Here is a 19,087-nt window from a genome sequence, read left to right as displayed (position 1 = left end):
GCAGTGCAACGGGCATCAAAGTGGTGAAAAGCTTCAATAGTCTGTTTAGCAAATCTAATAAAGGGGTCGGTATTGAACTAGCACCAGAAAGGGTGAATATAGTTCAATTACGCAAACAACGTCAAGGCTTAAAAGTAGAAGCCTTAACATCAATACCAGTTCCCGAAGGTGTAATGATGGACGGTCAAATCGCTGATGCGCCAGCGATGGCGCAGTTAATTCAGCAGGGTTTGGCTGAAAGCAAAATTAAAGCTTCTCGGGTTGCCACTGGGGTCACAGGACGAGATTCAATTGTCCGTTTAATACCTGTACCAGCAGAGTTAGATGATAAAGAACTGCGAGAAATGGTGCTAAACCATGAAGCAGCGTTGTATTTACCCTATCCGCGTGAAGAAGCTGATGTCGATTATCAAAAACTTGGGTACTTTGTAGATGAAGATGGTATTGAAAAAGTACAAGTACTTTTAGTAGCTACACGTAAGGAGGTAACGGAAGCATATATTAATACATTTGAGCAGGCTGGATTGCAAATCGATATTTTAGAAATCAACAGTTTTGCCATGATTCGGACAATCCGCGAGCAATTGCGGCAATTCAGCCCCCAAGAAGCAGCAGTATTAGTTGATATCGAATTTGATAGTTCAGAAATTGCCATTATTGTCAACGGAGTGCCGCAATTTTCGCGTACTGTACCTATCGGTACTTATCAAATGCAATATGCCCTCTCAAAGGCTATGAGTCTACCTGCAAGCCGAGATATGGAAATGTTGTACGGCATGACGATTATGACAACAAACGCCGATGGCGGAAAAACTGGGCTAACCGATATTAATCCAGGTATGGCAGCTTTATTAAGAGTTTTGGGAGAACTCACCGATGAACTGCGTCGTTCTATCGATTTTTACCTCAATCAAAGTGAAAATTTGGAGGTAGCACAAATTTTTCTAGCAGGCCCAGGCGGTGGCTTGCAACAGCTAGATGAGTTTTTCACCCAAAGATTAAGCTTACCAACTGCACAAATCGATCCGATAACATCTTTGTCCATAGAAGTTAGTGAGGAAAAATACCCTGCAGTACAACGCGCTGGTTTAGCGACAGTACTGGGTTTAGGAATGCGGGAGGTATAACAGAATGTACAGTTTGGATATTAACTTCCTTAAAGACCGTCCAAATTACCAGAATACGGCTACTAAAAAGCCAAGAGTCAAAATTCAGATGCCTGTTGGCAACATGACACCATTATATATAGGGGTAGCTGTAGGCATTTGCTTACCCACCCTTGTAGGAGGCGCGTGGTGGTGGTTGCAAGCCAAGAACGCTGAGTTAGAGCAAAATTTAGCACAACTAGATCAAGAAAGCAAGAGGTTAGACACAGAACTAGCAAGTATTAACAAAATTAAAGAAGAGACAACCAAAATTAAAGGCGAAACGCAAGGTTTAGTCACAGTTTTTGACCAAATTCGTCCTTGGTCAGCCATGTTACAAGATTTGCGCGAACGTATACCAGCAAACGTACAAATAGAGGACATCAAGCAAACCCCACCGATTCGTCCAGTACAAGGGCAGGGGCAAGCAGCAGGGACTACTCCTGGAAACCCCGCTGGAGGCATAGAAATTAACGGCGTAGCTCGTTCTTTTAACGATGTCAACGACTTTTTGTTAACTCTGCAACAGTCTCACTTTTTAAAGGCCTCAGAAAGCAAAATTAAGACTGCTGAGTTAGTCAATGCACCATCTTCATCAGATGCCACTGATAGTAATGGTGTCAAACTTCCGCCACCTCAAGTAGTCAAATACACTATTCAATCAAGTCTGAGCGATGTTCCAGCTTCTGAGTTAATTCGGGAGTTAGAACAAAAAGGCACAGTGGGACTAGTAACTCGAATTCGCAGTATCCAAAAAACAGGAGTCATTACAAAATGACGCTGAGTGACGATTTGAATTTTGCAGAACAAAACGGAGAGTTTGCTCTAGAATCCCCAGCCTCTCCCGTTCTGTTTGGAATTAGCTTTACACCTAAAATCATCGGGATTTTGGTTGGTTCTGTAGGACTTTTGGGTGCATTGTATGTAGCCTTCAATTTGTTAATGCCAGCTTGGGATAGCTATCAACAGCAGCAAACAAAAGTTAACGAATTACAAGGACAAGTCAATCAAAAGAAAGCTAGTGTCAACAAGATTGACGAAATCAAACAAGAGCTAGAGCAAGCCAAACAGCAACAAATTCAGGTTTTAAGTTTGTTTTCTAACGAAAAAACCTTGGATACATTGTTACTGGATATGAATCGCTTAATTGAAACTGGTAACGCTCAAATTCCTGGTAATCCAGCCAAGGCTCAACTGAAAAAATTTGTGCCAGTAACGCAGCAACCAGAACCAATTACGGATGGTAGTTTGGGCATACAGGCGGATGGCAAGCTGAAACGCAGTGTTATCCAAGTTGAAATTGAGGGTACTTACGAACAAACGCAATCGATTCTGCGTAACATTGAGCGTTTACAGCCTTTGTTAATATTCAAAGATTATCAATCGATATTGATTCCACCGCCTAAAGCCACATCAGAAAAAGGAGCGCCTATACCCAAGCGCGGGCCTGCATCAATCACTACCTCTTTCCAGCTACAAGCATTGATGCCACTTACCCCTGAGGAAAGGGCAATGATTGCTGCTAAAGCTGCTCCTAAGAAGAAATAGCGAATAGTACTGAACTAGGAAATAGGAATGGGGTATCAAGACAACAACCACTATAGATGTGCAATATAGGGGTCTATAGTTAAAGTTATCTCCAGAGATCTGAATTCTGGTCAAACTTAGTTTTAAGTCTACCTGAGTAGGCTTGAGCTAACAGCTTCAGTACTTAAGTTCCGATCAAAAATTATTTGTCAACAAGGTTTTATCAGGTGAGGAATGAACTGTGAAACAGCTTCACGGTAATAGTTTATTATTAGGTACTGCTGCTTTTATCTTTCTAGCAGCTCAACCGGTTTGGGCAGATACTACCCAAATTACTGACGTACAGCTAAGTCAAGTTGATGGTGGAATTAATGTTATTTTGAAAACTTCCTCTGGCTCGCGTCCGCAAGTTTTCACAACTAAAAGAGGAAATGCCTTAGTTACAGATATTATTAATACTCAACTACGTTTACCACAAGGCAATAATTTCCGCCAAGACAACCCCGCTTCAGGAATTGCCTCAGTTGAAATTGTTCAGCTAGATGCTAACAGCATCCGGGTGGTGGTAACTGGAAGCAACAACGCCCCTAGTAGCCAACCTGTAGGCAGAAAAGATAATCGTATTACTTTAGGCTTTAGTCCCTCTGGAGATACTACAGCATCAAAGCCCAATCCAACAACACCAGCACCAATACCAACAACGCCCACACCACCATCTAATCCTACTGCACCTCAAACGGGTAAAAAACCGGATGTTTTAGTCCCCAACCCGGAAATCAGTATTGACGGTAAACCTGCACAACCAGCAGGCCCAGGTCAACCTCCGAATCAGGGGCCTCCTTTCTTACCCAGAGCCGTTGCTCCACCAGTAGGCGATATTGCTATCTCCAATATTGATGCTTCTCCCGTAAATATTGACTTAGGTACTCAGGAGCGCGTACCTAGGTTAGTACTGCGAGATGCTCCCGTGCGTGAGGTTTTATCACTACTATCTCGTGCAGCTGGTCTGAATTTAGCTTATGTAGGAGGAGCAGCAAGTGGGGGAGCGTCTTCTGGTGGTCAAACAAGTGCGGCTGCTGGAGGACAAACTATTTCCTTAGATATAGAAAACGAACCAGTACAAGATGTCTTTAACTATGTCTTGCGTTTGAGTGGTTTAGAGGCTAATCGTAGTGGTCGCACGATTTTTGTGGGGCCGAAACTACCCAACTCTACCCGTGATAATGTGATGCGGAACGTGCGACTCAATCAGGTAACAGTGGGAGTCGCCCTCAACTTTTTAGTTGGTTTAGGTGCAGAAAGTGCCATTAGCCGCGAACGACTTGTTACTAGTGTGAGTGCTGTCCCTGTAGGTAATTCCACCGCCGCAGTTACCCAAACTCAAACCACTACGGAAACTAAACTAGAAACTCAACGAGCTGATTTTAAGGACTCTAACCCATTACTTAGAGGTTTACAGGCATTAGGAGATGAGCGTACAAATTCTGTTACGTTGATTGGGCCAGCTAGATTAATTGATATGGCTATGGCCCAATTGACTCAGCTTGATATTCGTCGTCGTCAAGTAGTAGTCAATGTCAAAATTATTGATGTTAACCTCACGGGAACCCAGGATTACAATACTAGTTTCTCGTTTGGTGTGGGGAATAACTTTTTTGCTGTTGATAATGGTGCAGCATCTCTCAATTTTGGTGGCTCTAGGCCTGCTACTGCTTCCGAAGCGGCAACTAGTGTAAACGATACACCAGTTATTACTAATCCTATTACAGGCTCACCTTTCTATGATCCAAATAGCACTGTCAGTATTTCTGGAACTACCCCAGGTACGATCATAGTCAATCCAGATGGTACAACCACTAGAAGTCAAAGTGCAGGCAGTGGAAATTTTTACCAACCTATTTCTCCTAGTAATACTAATCCTTTACAACCAGGTTTTTCTCAGATCACTCCGGCAACGGATAACATAGTTACAAGAAATGCTGATGGTACCAGCAGCGTTACACAAGGTACTCTGGGTACGGCTACGGCATCTTTACCCTCTTTATATCAATTCCCCAAACGTTTACTCGCTAGTTTGCAAGCTCAAGTCACAAATGGCAATGCCAAGATTTTGACTGATCCGACTTTGATTGTGCAAGAAGGTCAGCAGGCTCTTGTTAACCTGACTCAGGAAGTCGTAGGGAACATTACTCTACAAACAACAGATACTTCCGGTGGTTCTAGAACTGAGAGAAAAATTGATAAACAAAAAGTTGGCTTAACCCTGAATGTGAAAATTGAGCGGATTGATGACAATGGTTTTGTTTCTCTATCGGTTGCTCCCACTGTTAGCGCACCTACAGCATCACAAAATACAGGAAATGGTCAAATTGTTTTAGTATCTGAACGGTCTCTGACTTCTGGTATGATTCGTCTACGAGATGGTCAGACGTTGATTCTCTCAGGTATTATTCAAGACCAAGACCGGACAACAGTCTCTAAGATTCCTATCTTGGGTGATATTCCCTTAATTGGTTCTCTATTTAGAAGTACTAACAGAAGCAATGAACGTAGAGAGGTGGTTGTATTGTTGACACCTCAAATTATGGATGACTCAGAGCGTTCGTCTTACGGCTATAACTATAATCCCAGCCCAGAAGTACGGCAAATGCTAGAGCGTCGGGGTTGGCAACCTTCAGGTAAATAATCACAATGAAGGCTCTCACATCTTTGGAAAGGGCGCAACAATGTTACGCTCTTTCCAAATGTCATAGTAATTCTATCTGTAGACACAGGTAATTAAAAATCAAAAATGTTGATACTAAAAGAGGAATTTTCCAAGCAAGGACAATGGGTTTAATTCTAATTCCCATGTCAATGAAAAACCTCAAAACAAGAGTACGGTAAATGACAACCTCTACCGACAAAAATCAACATATTGATCAACTGCGGGAACTGATTAAAGATATTGGTTGTAGTATGTTAACTACAGTCGATGAGGATGGTAGCTTGCACAGTCGTCCGATGGAAAAGAGTAGTGATATTCAGCCTGATGGTACACTGTGGTTTTTTACCAATGCTAGTTCCCATAAAGTCTTTGAAATTGAGCATCGTCAGCAAGTCAATCTCAGTTTCTCTTCACCTAACCAAAAGCGATATGTTTCAGTATCGGGTAGCGCAGAATTAGTTCAAGACCGCAACAAGATGCAAGAATTATGGAAGCCAGAACTTCAAGCTTGGTTTCCGCAAGGATTAAAGGAACCTGATATTGCTTTGCTGAAGGTGCAGATTAATAAGGTTGATTATTGGGATAGTCAAGCAAATTTTGTAGCACAAACTATCAGTTTGTAAGTTGTCTTATGAGATAAGAGTTTTTTTACAAGGGTAAAAGGGAAATGGAATCAAGTAATATTTTGACCATTTTCCCTTTTGCATAAATAAAATTTAAGTCATTTTCTATAAGTAACCAAATCAGCTATTAAATATTTAAATTATATAATTTTTGTTGAGCCGTTCTACCCTAGAATACCAATTCAAATAATGTTGGCGACACATCAATATATTTTAGAGGACAAAGCAGTGCCCATTGGTGTCAACTTAAGCTAAAAGCTATATAGGGCAGGCGTTGTACAAATACCTCGCGCCCTCATCCCCTAACCCCTTCTCCCGCAGGAGAAGGGGAAATAAATCTCTTGCTCCCCTCTCCGTGTGGGCGAAACCTTGCAACCAAGAGGGTTTCACGTTAAGTTGACACCACTGGGCAGTGCCTTGCCCCTAAAATCTGTCGCATTCTTTTCTCAAATTGGTATAAGATTTGTAGATAAGTAGTTAAACAAAATTAATTACACAATGTCATTGCGAATGGAGCGGAGCGAAATGAAGCAATCGCAAGGGTTGAGATTGCTTCGCTGCGCTTGCAATGACTGTAATTAATTTTGCGTGGTTACTTATTGAATAGATGTAGCCTATAAATTATGTAGACATTGGTAATTCTACAAGAATTAGAAAAGTTGCTTGATATATTTTTGGGGATAGAAGCACAAAGTTAAAGTTTTGCGATCGCACTACAAAATCTCAACTCATGCCCAAGTTATTATGCAACCATCTATCATGGCACTCCTCTACATCACTGGCTTGTGGAAACGCAGAAACTAAAAGCCTGCAATAGTCCGGCTTGCTACTTCCCGTTGATGAATGGACGCTACGAAGTCAAGCCAGGGATGATGGCCTTTGGCACGTGTTTTGGTAATGCTGAAGCTGATGGGCAAGTGTTTCAAATCGATGAAAATTTTGCACATTACCGTCAGGCTAAACTTTTAGCCCGTGCCGAACGGTTAAGTAAATACTACCAAACTCATAAATATTCTAAGGCTGTGGCAGGTGCGATCGCTCGTTTGATAGTTGAGCGCCTCACGCAAGATCACCCACAATACTTTGATTACCAAAAATCAACAGCTAATACCTTGATATTTCGTAGCCAACTCACCCAAGAAACACTTTATCTAGATGCAGACTGGCAATTACAGCGAGTCGAGAATAGTTCAGTGTTTCCCACTTACAGTTCTACCCTTGATGCTCTAGCATCCCAAATGCAAGAAGACTTGACAGTCATCTGTCGTGGTAGGGATGGTTGCAATTGGCTGAGTGCAGTTCACTTGTGCTATCCCAATCATTGGTCAGCTGAGGAAAAAATCGGTAAAAACTTTGCAGAAATACATCAGCCTGTAGCAGGTATGGAAAAAATTAATCGCCGGGCAGATGCGATCGCTAATACTATGATTAGCTGTAAACCTATGGTGCGTTTTGCTTGGGGTTTGAGTACTGACACCCGCCTTAATCACCATCCCGAACCACCGCCTAATTTATCGGTTAGTCAATGGCAAGGTAGAGACTTTGATGCCCAAAATCCTCAGCTTTACTTACGAATTGAGCGACAAGTAATTTGGGGACTACCGGAGTATGAAGCAGCATTATTTACTATTCGGACTTATTTCAGAGATTGCAGTTTAATCAAAAAAGATTCCCTATTACGAGTTAAGCTATGTGCTGCAATTGAGTCTATGTCACCAGAGTCACTATTTTACAAGGGATTGGTAGATAGCAAAGCCAGTATTTTAAATTGGCTGAATGAAATATAAAACAGCCATTATTTTGCTCAACAACGGCTGTGGTTTATTGAGCAGTTAAATCCTCATAATACTATTTACCTTTTCTATACTCAACATGAGAGAATTAGTAACTTTATTTTTTGGCTTAGGTTTTATATTTAATGCTAGTCTGTTTATTCCACAAGCTCTGCGGATTTTAAAAAAGAAAAGTGCTAGGGATATTTCTTTAATTACTTTCGCAGGTTTTAATCTGATTCAGCTCGATGGTATCATCTACGGATACTATCAAAAAGATTTGATTTTGATGTACGGTAATTTAATTAGTTTTATTACTTGTGGCTCGGTCACCGTTTTGGCAACATACTATAAAAATCAATAATTTGGCAGTTTATTTCTGATTGTGATTGACTTTACAATTAGCGCCAAAAACACTAATAACTTCAAATGCCATATCTCCGCCAGGCTTGATTGTTACTATTCAGCATCCAGTAATTCTGCTTTATACAATTAAGATAAATATTTTTATGCTTCTACTTCTAACTTACTGGCTTGGCCAAGAGGCAAACTAATAGTAAATATACTGCCATTACCAGGTTCAGATTCCACAGTTAGCGAGCCTTGATGAGATTCGATAATGCAGCGAGAGAGATACAGTCCTAAACCACTACCTGAACCTAAATGTTTACCTGGACGAAATCGCTCGAATAAAATTGTTTGGTTCTTTTGCGAAATTCCGGGCCCTGTATCTTGAATTTGGACTATGACATAATTTTTCTCTACATTTAACCGCACATATATATAACCTGTCGCAGTAAATTTAATCGCATTGCCAATAATATTAGTTAATACTCTTCTGATTTCTATCCGGTCAGCTATTACTGTAATTAATGCTTCTGGTTCTGCATTCAGATTTTCTGGAATTTCAGCTTTTAAAACTAAGTTTTTTTCTTCTGCTAGTGGCTTCAATTCTTGTGCCACTTCACTCACTAATTGTTGAATATCAAAGGCAGATAATCTCAAGGTCTTAGAACCTGCTTCATGTCTATAAACTTCTAGTAAGTTATTGACCATTGTTAGCAAATCTTCATTGCTCCCAATCATCGTATCAATAATTTTGGCAAAATCTGATGTGACAGTACAAAACATTCCTTCTCTGGTTAATTTTAAGACTCTATTCGCAGCCGCAAGAGGTGTGCGTAAATCGTGAGTAAATCGTGAGGCAAAATCTTCTCGTAAACTTGCCATGTGATCGCGTTCATCTATAGTGTGTTTGAGACGTAAAAGACAACGAACCCGCGCATTTAGTTCATCGGGATCAAATGGTTTACGAATAAAATCATCGGCTCCTGCATCCAGTCCTTCGACAACGCTAGAGTAGATGTGAGCGGTAATCAATAATATGGGAATGTAGGGCAAATTTTTATTGTGTCGAATGCGGCGCGTAAATTCATAACCATCGAGTTCTGGCATCATAATATCCAGAAGTATTAAGTCTGGTGGTGACTGCTCAACTATCGCCAAAGCATTTGTGCTATCTTGCGCCAAGATAACTTCATAGCTATCTTCTTGTAAAACTGTTTCTAGTAGTACTAAATTGTCATAAACGTCATCAACAACTAAAATTTTATCTTTTTTTACAGATTGAGGTATTGACATGGCTGTTTAGACAATAAACTAATTAGTTTTATTAAATTAACTCTTTTTGGGATACAATTCTTGTGAATTAATTAATTTTTTTTGTCATCTATCTCCAGACTTTATTTGAGAATTAATTTATTTTCAATTCAAGCATCAGTCTATTGATAGGTGCATCAAAGTGTGATTTCCAAAAGATTTAGATAAACATTTTGCAGCCTTAGAAAAGAAATAATTTTTTATACCTTATGGTAGATGTATTTCTTCATGGGTTTGTCATCATCTTCCTTTTGGTATAAACTTCACAGTAAAATAGCGAAGATATTTTATTCTGTACTTTAGATAGATCCGGGTAGAGGTAACAGCCATGAGTGAGATTAAGGTCGTTGTGATTGAAGACCACAACCTTACCAGAATAGGCTTACAGGCTGCTTTACAAGCCGAGGCAGATATCAAAATTGTTGGTGAGGCTGCCAACGCTACGGATGGATTGCAACTTTTGTTGACGCTGAAGCCAGATGTTGCCACTATCGATATCGGTTTGCCTGATATGGATGGGATTGAATTAACTCGCAAGTACAGGCAATTTCAACAGCAGAATCCAGACTTGACTACCAAAATTCTCATTCTCACAATGCAAAACAGTGAGGAAGCTGTGTTAGCAGCTTTTGGGGCGGGGGCAGATTCTTACTGTATGAAGGATATTGACAGAGATAGGCTAGTAGATGCAGTCAAAACCACTTATACAGGTAGTCCGTGGATTGACCCGACAATAGCAGATATTGTACTCAAGCAGGTACGCCAAGATGATCTTTCTGGTAGCAGCAGTGGCAAAAGAGTATTAATTGATGGTCTTGACTCAGAAATTGAGAAAACTATCGAAACTTCTTCTTTAACTCAACGTGAAATGGAAGTTTTAGAGTTGATTGTTGCTGGCTGTGATAACGCAGAAATTGCTCAAAAATTGTATTTGACTATCGGTACTGTAAAAACTCATGTGCGGGGAATTTTGAGTAAACTCTGTGTTTCTGATAGAACGCAAGCGGCTGTTAGGGCTTTGCGTGGCGGTTTGGTGCATTAATTAGCCATTATGAACTGCGTACACCAGAACACATGAAAAATTCATTAATCCCCCTTGCTCCCTGCTCCCTGCTCCTCTGCTTTTTCAATTCAGGTTGGCGAAATTAAAGATAACTGGCTGAGGCTGTCATTTGTCCTATTCTGCGGGTACTCCTACTCTGCGAGAAGGGCTACGCCCAACGGAGAACTCGTAGAGTAGCCGCTACGACGCATTAATATATTTTAGAGGGCAAGGCAATGCCCAGTGGTGTCAACTTCAGCTAAAAGCGATATAGGGCGGGCGTTGTACAAATACCTCGCACCCTCATCCCCTAACCCCTTCTCCCCGAGGAGAAGGGGAATTAAATCTCTTGCTCCCCTATCCCGGCGGGAGAGGGGTTGGGGGTGAGGGCGAAAACCTAGCTACAAAGCGGGTTTCACGTTAAGTTGACACAGGTGGGCATTGCCTTGCCCCTACAATTTGTCGTGGTATAATTTCAGCCAATGCCATGCATAGTACTAAACCGTGGTGGGATTTCTGCAAATGCTAGGCGGTTCCCTGGCGAGTGGGTTAGTGGCTTTCCTTGATGATGGACACAGTGCGTTCACCGAAGGTGTTGACAAAGTCATCGCTATGTCTGGTGTGATGGCAATATTTGCGATCGCTTCTTATGCCGCCTATACAATATTGGCACCTCCCGCCGAACGCCGATTAGCACTACACAAGAGTAGGGACTTCCAAATAAAATAATTAATCGCTGTGGGAAGTGTATTTTTACAATGAATTCTAAGAAAAGGTACAAGGAAAAATCGAGTTAGTAATTTTTCCTTGTCTTCCTAGGCCTTCGTGTATCTTCGACCTTTACCAGAACTCACTTGAAAAGTTACTTCCAGCACATTCTTGATTAAGAGTGTAAACTTTTATTTATTTATCATGTATCTACACTGCGATAGAAGCGCAAATCTACTTTTATGGGGATGTATTTGTCAAAAATAACAATTATTATAACGTAAGTAATTTTTCAAAATTTGGCATTAATTTAGTCTAGAAATAAAATAAAATTAAATTTATAAATTTGTTTCGCTGAGTATATCAGCATTAGTCAACTATTATTATTTGATAGGTTATTTTAACAAAATATTATTCAATCATCAAAAACCTTTTTTCATCCAACCATTGAATGGCTTACATCCCCGATTTTTTGAATAAATCGAGGATTGTTTTTATGAAAAAACTCTAGCAATAAATATAAAATTTTACAATAGTTAATTTTTACTGAATACATATTTCTGAAATCTTTCATTAGAGAGATGTACACAAGTGATTTGTTATTTGTCATTTGTCCTCCTTGTCTCCTTCATCCCCAACCCTCATGCCACAATATTTTGGAAAATTACCCACAACTAACCAACCTTGGACAGCTATTGGTAACGTGCAAGGTGTAAATTGGAGCAATCGCAATATTGATTTTGACTGTGGTAATTCACGGTTGAGAATCAGTATACTTGCACCAAATTTATTGCGGGTTCGGCTTGCACCTACAGGAGAATTTATACCTCGCCGTTCTTGGGCGGTGGTGTTGGATGATTCGCAATGGCCGATATTTCCTTTTGAGGTGCAAGATACGGAAGCAGCAGTAGAAATTACCACTGAGCAAATTCGTGTCTGCGTACAAAAGCAGGAGAGTTGCATCGTCTGTTTTGACAAAGCTAATCGTCCCTTTGCTCAAGATAATTTAGATATGGGGATGGGTTGGCGTTTGGGTGCGGTTGCAGCTTGGAAGCAAATCGCTGCTGATGAGCATTTTTATGGCTTTGGCGAACGCACGGGGTTTCTCGATAAACTGAGTGAAGTTAAAACTAATTGGACGACGGATGCTTTAGATTACGATGCGCTGACTGATGAAATGTACCAAGCCATTCCGTTTTTTATGGCTTTGCGTCCAGATGTCGGCTATGGCATATTTTTTAACACAACTTTTTGGAGTCAGTTTGATATTGGCGCAGAAAAACCCGGTGTTTGGAAGATGGAAACTCGCGGGGGGGAGCTAGATTACTATATGATTTATGGCCCGGAACCTGCTAATATTTTGCGTACATATACGCAGCTAACGGGGAGAATGCCATTACCGCCAAAATGGGCGCTGGGTTATCATCAATGTCGCTGGAGTTATGAATCGGAAACTGTGGTGCGCGAACTGGCGCGAGAATTTCGCCAGCGTCAAATTCCTTGCGATGTCATCCATTTAGATATCGACTATATGCGGGGTTATCGTGTCTTTACCTGGAGTCCCCAACGTTTCCCCAATCCCGCAAAGTTAGTTAGGGATTTGGCTCAAGATGGTTTTAAAACTGTGACAATTATCGATCCGGGTGTGAAGTATGAACCGGAAGCGAATTATCATGTTTTCGATCAGGGGATAAATCACGATTATTTTGTCCGTAAAGCTGATGGTAGGTTGTTTCACGGCTATGTTTGGCCGGAGAAAGCAGTTTTTCCCGATTTTTTACGTTCCGATGTGCGTCAGTGGTGGGGGGATTTACAAAAAAGTCTGACTGATATCGGCATAGCAGGGATTTGGAATGATATGAATGAACCTGCTATCGATAATCGTCCCTTTGGGGATGGGGGGGAGAAGATTTGGTTTCCGTTGGATGCGCCGCAGGGGGGATTGGGGACTGGGGATGAGGGGGATGAGGGGGATGAGGGAGATGAGGGGGATGAGGGGACAAGGGGACAAGGGGATAAAAGGGAGAATTTTCAATCCAAAATCCAAAATCCACAATCTAAAATTGATGTAACTCATTTAGAGGTGCATAATTTGTATGGGTTGATGATGGCGAGGGCTTGTGCTGAGGGGTTGCAGCGTCATCGGCAAAATGAGCGTTCGTTTGTGTTGACGCGTTCGGGTTATGCGGGTGTGCAGCGTTGGTCTGCGGTGTGGATGGGGGATAACCAATCGTTGTGGGAACATTTGGAAATGTCGCTACCGATGCTCTGTAATATGGGGCTTTCGGGTGTGGGGTTTGTGGGTTGCGATATTGGGGGGTTTGCGGGGAATGCGACGGCGGAGTTGTTCGCGCGGTGGATGCAGGTGGGGATGTTGTACCCCCTGATGCGGGGACATTCGGCGATGTCTACGGCGCGTCATGAGCCTTGGGTATTTGGCGATCGCACAGAAAATATTTGTCGAGAATATATTAATCTGCGTTATCAACTATTGCCTTATATCTACAATCTTTTTTGGGAAGCGGCACAGACAGGCGCTCCGATTCTAAGACCCTTACTTTATCATTTTGCGTGCGATCGCACAACCTACAAGCTTTACGATCAGGTTTTGCTGGGTGCTTCTTTAATGGCGGCACCAATTTATCGACCGGGTGTGGAATATCGCGCTGTTTATTTACCTGCTGGTACTTGGTATGACTGGTGGAGTAATGAGCGTTATCAAGGCCCTACCCATATTCTTACCCATGCACCTTGGGAAAAAATGCCACTGTTTGTCCGGGGTGGTGCAATTATTCCGATGCAACCAGTAACGCAATATGTAGATGAACAGCCAATTAACGAATTACATTTACGTATTTGGCCTGGAAATAATGAATATATTTTGTTTGAAGATGATGGTAAAAACGATGGGGAAAATCAGAATTTTTCCTTAAGAAGGATAACTGTATCTACACAAGCAAATCAAATAGTTGTCGAAATTAATCAACGCGAAGGAAATTGGGCACAACCACAGCGAGAAGTGATTGTGGAACTAGTGGGAGTGGGCGAGAAATACTTTACTGATGATGGGGGAAGTTATCGCTGGGAATTCTCAGAGATTGGTGCTTAGAGAAGATTGATCAAGCAAGCCTAACGCACCATCAATGCGGCGTGCGTTACGGCTAAATTTCATTGTCGCTGTGTCCCAAATTCTTTCATAGCTGTAACACACCCTACTTAAGACTATCTTTCTCTCTCTATGCCCAATGACGGCAGTTGCTTTAAGCCGGGAAACCCGTTCAACGCACTGCCTCCCCAATGCCCCATGCCCATTTTCAAATTATTTCCTAAAATCTATCTCAGTATAGATTTCTTAAAATTTAAAATTCTTTTGTCCTACCTCTGAAATAATAAAATATGCATATAGGTAGATGAAAAAATGCGTCAACTACCTATAGCATGTATCACTAGTAATGTTAACCCCAAGACAACATGAAAAATTCGTAATTGCATTCCACACAGGGATAGAGTAAAAACTCTAAATAGTTTCTTAATTACGAACTCCGAATTACGAATTACGAATTACGAATTACGTGTTACAAGTAAACCGCTTGCGTTTGCAAGTTCTCACTCCAGATGCCCTTAACTCTTTAATAGTACAAGTAAGCAGTGCGATCGCCATTTTGGTAGGTGTATTTGTACTCGTTGGTTGGAGTTTTGACATTGAATTTCTCAAATGTGGCTGTCATGGCAATATAGTCACGATGAAGGCTAATACAGCCTTAGGTTTAATCCTATCTGGTGTGTCGCTGTGGTTAGCCCAGAAATTAAATCTCAATCAAGGTGTTCAGCATCGCACCTTCTACCACTGGTGTTTTCGGCTGTGTACGGTAGCAGTCACGTTAATTGGTTTCTTAACAGTTTTGGAATATGTATTTGGGGGAAATCTGGGAATTGACGAGTTTTTATTCCGTGATTCACCCCATGCTGTATTGACATTGCATCCAGGGAGAATGGGGTTTAACACTGCACTCGACTTTATGCTCATTGGGAGAGCATTAGAGTTGTTGGTGCATCAAAAAACCCATCGTAGCTATTGGTATGCCCAAATTCTCGCCCTCATAGCCGGTTTAATTTCTCTCCAGGCGGTAATTGGCTATGCCTATCAAGTCAACATTTTATATGGAACCCGTTACACAACCTCAATGGCGATACACACAGCACTGACATTTCTGGTGCTGTGTCTGGGAATAATGTGGACACATCCAAACCAAGGATTAATGCGAGTAATCACAAGCAATACCGACAGTGGTTTATTGTCCCGGCGGTTATTATTGGCGGCGATCGCAGTACCTTTTTTACTGGGGTGGTTAATTGTTCAGGGACAAAAAGCTGGCGGTTATGATACGGCCTTTGCTATATCGCTGTTTGCCATAATTATTATGGTAATTTTTGTGATTTTAATCTGGCAAAGTGCAATTGTTGTGGAACGCCTCAGTCGTCAGCGCGATCGCGTTCAAGGTGAACTCAAATTTTACGAAGAAAAACTCAAAAGCTTTTTCGACGCAAATGTCATTGGGATTTTGTTTGGCGATATTTATGGCGGTATCCAACAGGCGAACGACGAATTTTTGGCGATGGTTGGTTACACGCGAGCAGATTTATTAGCTGGGAGAATTAGTTGGAGTCAGATCACACCCCCAGAATATCTGCATTTAGATGAGCAAAGTATCGCCGAAGCCAAAGCCAATGCTAACGGTGCTTGTACGCCATACGAAAAAGCATATATCCGCAAAGATGGGAGTTTGATTCCGGTATTTGTCGGTTTTGTACTCACAGGAGAAAACCGTGAAGAAGCTGTGGCATTTATTATTAATTTAAGCGAACGCCAACAAGCTAGGGAACAAATAGTAGAACTCAATAAAAATCTTCAGCGCCGCGTCACTGAGTTACAGACGTTACTTGATGTCATTCCCATAGGTATTGGCATTGCTGAAGATTCAGAGTGCCGCAACATCAAAGCTAACCCAGCTTTCGCCAAAAAATTGGGAATTTCCCCAGATAACAACGCCTCCTTAATTGCCCCAATAGGCGAAAAACCGGGTTTTAAAATTTACCGCGAAGGTAAAGAAGTTCCCATCGAAGAACTGCCGATGCAGTACTGCACAATTCACGGTGTAGAAGTACTGGATTATGAATTTGATATTGTCCAGGAAGATGGTACAAGTTTGACGTTAGTGGAGTATGTAGCACCTCTATTTGACGAAGATGGTAATACTAGAGGCTGCATTGGGGCATTTTTAGATATTACAGAACGCAAGCAAAACGCCCAGGTGCTGCGAAATCAGCAAAGATGGCTAGAAGATGTACTCAACCTCATGCCCAGGCCATTGCTATTTATTGAACCGGGGACAGCAAAAGTTACCTTCGCCAATCGTGCGGCTGATGAACTAGCTGGGGGCGAATTTCCCAAGGGTATCCCAGTATCAGAATACGATCAATATTACCATTTTACCGATGCCAATGGCGATCGCATTCCTAATGAGCAAATGCCAGGGGTACGCGTTGCTAGGGGCGAACGTTTGCATGGTTTGGAAGTAGACTGGCATACCAGCCAAGGTGTGCGTTCCCTACTAGTATATGCCGATACTATGCCAGCAATGCATGGTTATCCTGCCACCTGTTTATTAGTTTTCCAAGATATTACCAATATTAAGGATGTAGAAAAAGCCTTATCGATTAATAATCAACGGCTGAAGTTACTATTTCATACCGCCAATGAATTGCTATCTAGCCAAAACCCTGTAGCTTTGGTAGATAGTTTATTCCGCAAAATTGCCGAGCAAATTAACTTAGATTTATACCTGAATTATTTAATTGAAGATAACTCTGGGGTCATGCGTCTCGCTTCATCCACAGGCATTTCCCCAGAACTAACCAAGGAAATAGAATATCTAGCCATAGGTGCAGCCGTATGCGGCACTACCGCCCAAACCCGTTGTCAAACAGCATTAGAGAACGTCCAAGCATCAACCGATCCCAAAACAGAATTAATTCGCGCCCTCGGGATTAAAGCTTACTTTAGTTACCCCTTAATGGCTCAAGGACAACCTTTAGGAACCCTATCCTTTGGTTCCCGTACCCGCACCCGCTTCACAGAAAATCAAAAAGGCATGATGCAAGCAGTATGCGATCAAATTGCGATCGCTATGGAACGCGCCAGGTTAATTAGTTCCTTACAGCAACAAACCGAGCAATTACAAGAAGCCAACCGCATGAAGGATGAATTCTTGGCGATATTGTCCCACGAATTGCGATCGCCCCTCAATGCTATCCTCGGTTGGGCACAATTGCTGCGTTCCCGCAACCTCAACCCCACGCAAACAGCCAAAGCCTTAGAAACCATCGAACGCAACGCCAAGGCGCAAACCCAGCTAATTGAAGACTTGCTGGATATTTCCCGCATGATTAGAGGTAAATTGCGCCTCACAGTTGCGACTTGCAATCTGATTACCATCATTAAATCAGGCTTAGAAACTCTCAGCCTCGCCGCCCAAGCCAAAGACATCAATTTGCACTTTACCATCCAAGAAAATAGCAGCAAAACCTATAGCCTCAGCGAATTGAGCGCAGTGCCAAAGCTGGATGCAGAATTTTTAGTATCTGGGGATGCGGAACGTTTACAACAAATTATCTGGAATTTGCTCTCCAACGCCATCAAATTTACCGCTCCTGGCGGTCAGGTAGACATCAAGCTAGGTAAAATTGAGGAGAAATTCCAAGGTAATTTCACTAGTTACGCCCAAATTCAGGTAATTGACACCGGAATAGGCATTAGTGCTGAATTTCTCCCCTACGTATTCGATCGCTTCCGCCAAGCTGACAGTTCCAGTACCAGAATGCATGGCGGATTAGGGCTAGGATTAGCCATCGTCCGTCATTTAGTCGAGCTGCATGGTGGTACAGTCCAAGTTGATAGCCCAGGGGAACAGCAAGGGGCAACTTTTACTGTTAAATTGCCACTTTTGTCAACAGCTAAAGGAGATATTTGTTTACCTCCCAGCAGCGAAGCCGATTCCAGCTTACTCCTCAACGCCTCCCTAGCTGGTATACGCGTCCTGATTGTAGACGACGAAGAAGATAGCCGCGAATTTATTGCCACCGTACTGCAACAAGTGCAAGCCGAAGTCCAAACCGCCGCATCCGCCCCAGAAGCAATGCAGCTAATTAGCCAATGGCAACCCGATGTGATTGTCAGCGATATTGGGATGCCAAAGGAAGACGGCTACTCCTTCATCCGCAAAGTGCGATCGCTCCCCCCAGAACAAGGCGGAAATATCCCCGCCGCCGCCCTCACCGCCTACGCCAGGGCTGAGGATAGAAGGCGCGCCATTCAAGAAGGTTATCAGTTACATTTACCCAAACCCATCGAACCAGCAGAGTTAGCCACAGTCGTCGCTAGCTTGGTGGGGAGGGGGTGAAAAAAATGGGGGAAAGGGGAAGGGGGAAGGGGGAAAGGTTTTGTATTTTCCCCTTCCCCTTGAACCCTTTCCCTTTAACCCTTTCCCCAAACCAAATTAAGAGTTGAAAATCCTTAATGGAGAAGTATTGAGGGCGATTCTTCAATTAAAAAATACATCAAGCTGATTTTAGTAGGCAAAAAGCCATTTTCCCTACTCAAAAAGCCTTAACGAGTGCTTAAAAAGCCTTAACGCCTGCTCCTTTTGGTATTTTACGCAAGCGTTAAGCCTGAACAAGTTCTCAAAAAGCCTTAACGCCTACTCATTGTAGTAAATCGCGCACTCGTTTTATTGTTTTAAGCAGCTAAAAAGCCTTAATAAGTTCTCAAAAAGCCTTAAAGCCTGCTCATTTCGGTAAATCGCGCACTCATTTTGGTGTTTTCCGCAAGTTATCGGCAAATTACA

The 19,087-nt window shown here is 42.1% G+C and carries 12 protein-coding genes; 11 read left to right on the top strand and 1 reads right to left on the bottom strand.

Annotated elements, in window-relative coordinates; all coding sequences use genetic code 11:
• The first annotated feature begins 20 nt into the window (after nucleotides 1-20).
• From pilM to HGR01_RS18515, 7 genes are all read left to right on the top strand, one after another.
• Nucleotides 21-1,127 carry a type IV pilus assembly protein PilM gene (gene pilM, locus HGR01_RS18545; RefSeq protein WP_045874646.1) on the top strand — a complete coding sequence of 369 codons (1,107 nt, stop codon included), beginning with the start codon at nucleotides 21-23 and terminating at the stop codon, nucleotides 1,125-1,127.
• A gap of 4 nt (nucleotides 1,128-1,131) precedes the next feature.
• Complete coding sequence (locus HGR01_RS18540) at nucleotides 1,132-1,923, top strand: PilN domain-containing protein (protein WP_045874647.1); 792 nt, start codon at nucleotides 1,132-1,134, stop codon at nucleotides 1,921-1,923.
• Complete coding sequence (locus HGR01_RS18535) at nucleotides 1,920-2,693, top strand: pilus assembly protein PilO (RefSeq protein ID WP_045874648.1); 774 nt, start codon at nucleotides 1,920-1,922, stop codon at nucleotides 2,691-2,693. The genes HGR01_RS18540 and HGR01_RS18535 overlap by 4 nt, the downstream gene beginning before the upstream one ends.
• 220 nt (nucleotides 2,694-2,913) lie before the next feature.
• Nucleotides 2,914-5,358, top strand: coding sequence for a type IV pilus secretin family protein (locus tag HGR01_RS18530; RefSeq protein WP_045874649.1), 2,445 nt, complete (start codon nucleotides 2,914-2,916; stop codon nucleotides 5,356-5,358).
• A gap of 200 nt (nucleotides 5,359-5,558) precedes the next feature.
• Entirely contained in the window at nucleotides 5,559-6,002 is a 444-nt protein-coding gene (locus HGR01_RS18525) for a pyridoxamine 5'-phosphate oxidase family protein (protein ID WP_045874650.1), read from the top strand.
• 839 nt (nucleotides 6,003-6,841) lie between these two features.
• Nucleotides 6,842-7,789 carry a heme-dependent oxidative N-demethylase family protein gene (locus HGR01_RS18520; RefSeq protein WP_052335025.1) on the top strand — a complete coding sequence of 316 codons (948 nt, stop codon included), beginning with the start codon at nucleotides 6,842-6,844 and terminating at the stop codon, nucleotides 7,787-7,789.
• 85 nt (nucleotides 7,790-7,874) lie between these two features.
• On the top strand, nucleotides 7,875-8,138 hold the full coding sequence (locus HGR01_RS18515) for a PQ-loop domain-containing transporter (protein WP_045867509.1): 264 nt from the start codon (nucleotides 7,875-7,877) through the stop codon (nucleotides 8,136-8,138).
• Between the two features lie 143 nt (nucleotides 8,139-8,281).
• On the opposite strand, the gene HGR01_RS18510 is transcribed toward HGR01_RS18515, so the two are convergent.
• On the bottom strand, nucleotides 8,282-9,415 hold the full coding sequence (locus HGR01_RS18510) for a hybrid sensor histidine kinase/response regulator (protein ID WP_045867508.1): 1,134 nt from the start codon (nucleotides 9,413-9,415) through the stop codon (nucleotides 8,282-8,284).
• 346 nt (nucleotides 9,416-9,761) lie between these two features.
• On the opposite strand from HGR01_RS18510, the gene HGR01_RS18505 reads away from it, so the two are divergent.
• The 4 genes from HGR01_RS18505 (at nucleotide 9,762) to HGR01_RS18490 (ending at nucleotide 18,643) form a co-directional block, all read left to right on the top strand.
• Nucleotides 9,762-10,475: a response regulator gene (locus HGR01_RS18505; RefSeq protein WP_045867507.1), complete on the top strand. Its 714-nt coding sequence runs from the start codon at nucleotides 9,762-9,764 to the stop codon at nucleotides 10,473-10,475.
• A 504-nt stretch (nucleotides 10,476-10,979) separates the two neighbouring features.
• Nucleotides 10,980-11,204 (top strand): hypothetical protein, encoded by a 225-nt coding sequence (locus HGR01_RS18500; protein WP_045867506.1) that lies wholly within the window; start codon nucleotides 10,980-10,982, stop codon nucleotides 11,202-11,204.
• Between the two features lie 622 nt (nucleotides 11,205-11,826).
• Nucleotides 11,827-14,292 (top strand): glycoside hydrolase family 31 protein, encoded by a 2,466-nt coding sequence (locus HGR01_RS18495; RefSeq protein WP_045867505.1) that lies wholly within the window; start codon nucleotides 11,827-11,829, stop codon nucleotides 14,290-14,292.
• A gap of 463 nt (nucleotides 14,293-14,755) precedes the next feature.
• Nucleotides 14,756-18,643: an ATP-binding protein gene (locus HGR01_RS18490; RefSeq protein ID WP_045867504.1), complete on the top strand. Its 3,888-nt coding sequence runs from the start codon at nucleotides 14,756-14,758 to the stop codon at nucleotides 18,641-18,643.
• The last annotated feature ends 444 nt before the right edge of the window (nucleotides 18,644-19,087 follow it).

Origin of the sequence: Tolypothrix sp. PCC 7712, from assembly GCF_025860405.1 — a bacterium.
In the GTDB taxonomy this organism is placed as follows: Bacteria; Cyanobacteriota; Cyanobacteriia; order Cyanobacteriales; family Nostocaceae; genus Aulosira; species Aulosira diplosiphon.
The sequence above is the reverse complement of the archived record's forward strand: the minus strand, read 5'-3'. Positions and strand labels throughout refer to the sequence as shown.

Coding starts and splice junctions, on each gene's coding strand:
- HGR01_RS18525 (WP_045874650.1), top strand. CDS start 5,559: ATGACAACCTCTACCGACAAAAATCAACATATTGATCAACTGCGGGAA.
- HGR01_RS18515 (WP_045867509.1), top strand. CDS start 7,875: ATGAGAGAATTAGTAACTTTATTTTTTGGCTTAGGTTTTATATTTAAT.
- HGR01_RS18535 (WP_045874648.1), top strand. CDS start 1,920: ATGACGCTGAGTGACGATTTGAATTTTGCAGAACAAAACGGAGAGTTT.
- HGR01_RS18505 (WP_045867507.1), top strand. CDS start 9,762: ATGAGTGAGATTAAGGTCGTTGTGATTGAAGACCACAACCTTACCAGA.
- HGR01_RS18520 (WP_052335025.1), top strand. CDS start 6,842: ATGAATGGACGCTACGAAGTCAAGCCAGGGATGATGGCCTTTGGCACG.
- HGR01_RS18495 (WP_045867505.1), top strand. CDS start 11,827: ATGCCACAATATTTTGGAAAATTACCCACAACTAACCAACCTTGGACA.
- HGR01_RS18540 (WP_045874647.1), top strand. CDS start 1,132: ATGTACAGTTTGGATATTAACTTCCTTAAAGACCGTCCAAATTACCAG.
- HGR01_RS18510 (WP_045867508.1), bottom strand. CDS start 9,415: ATGTCAATACCTCAATCTGTAAAAAAAGATAAAATTTTAGTTGTTGAT.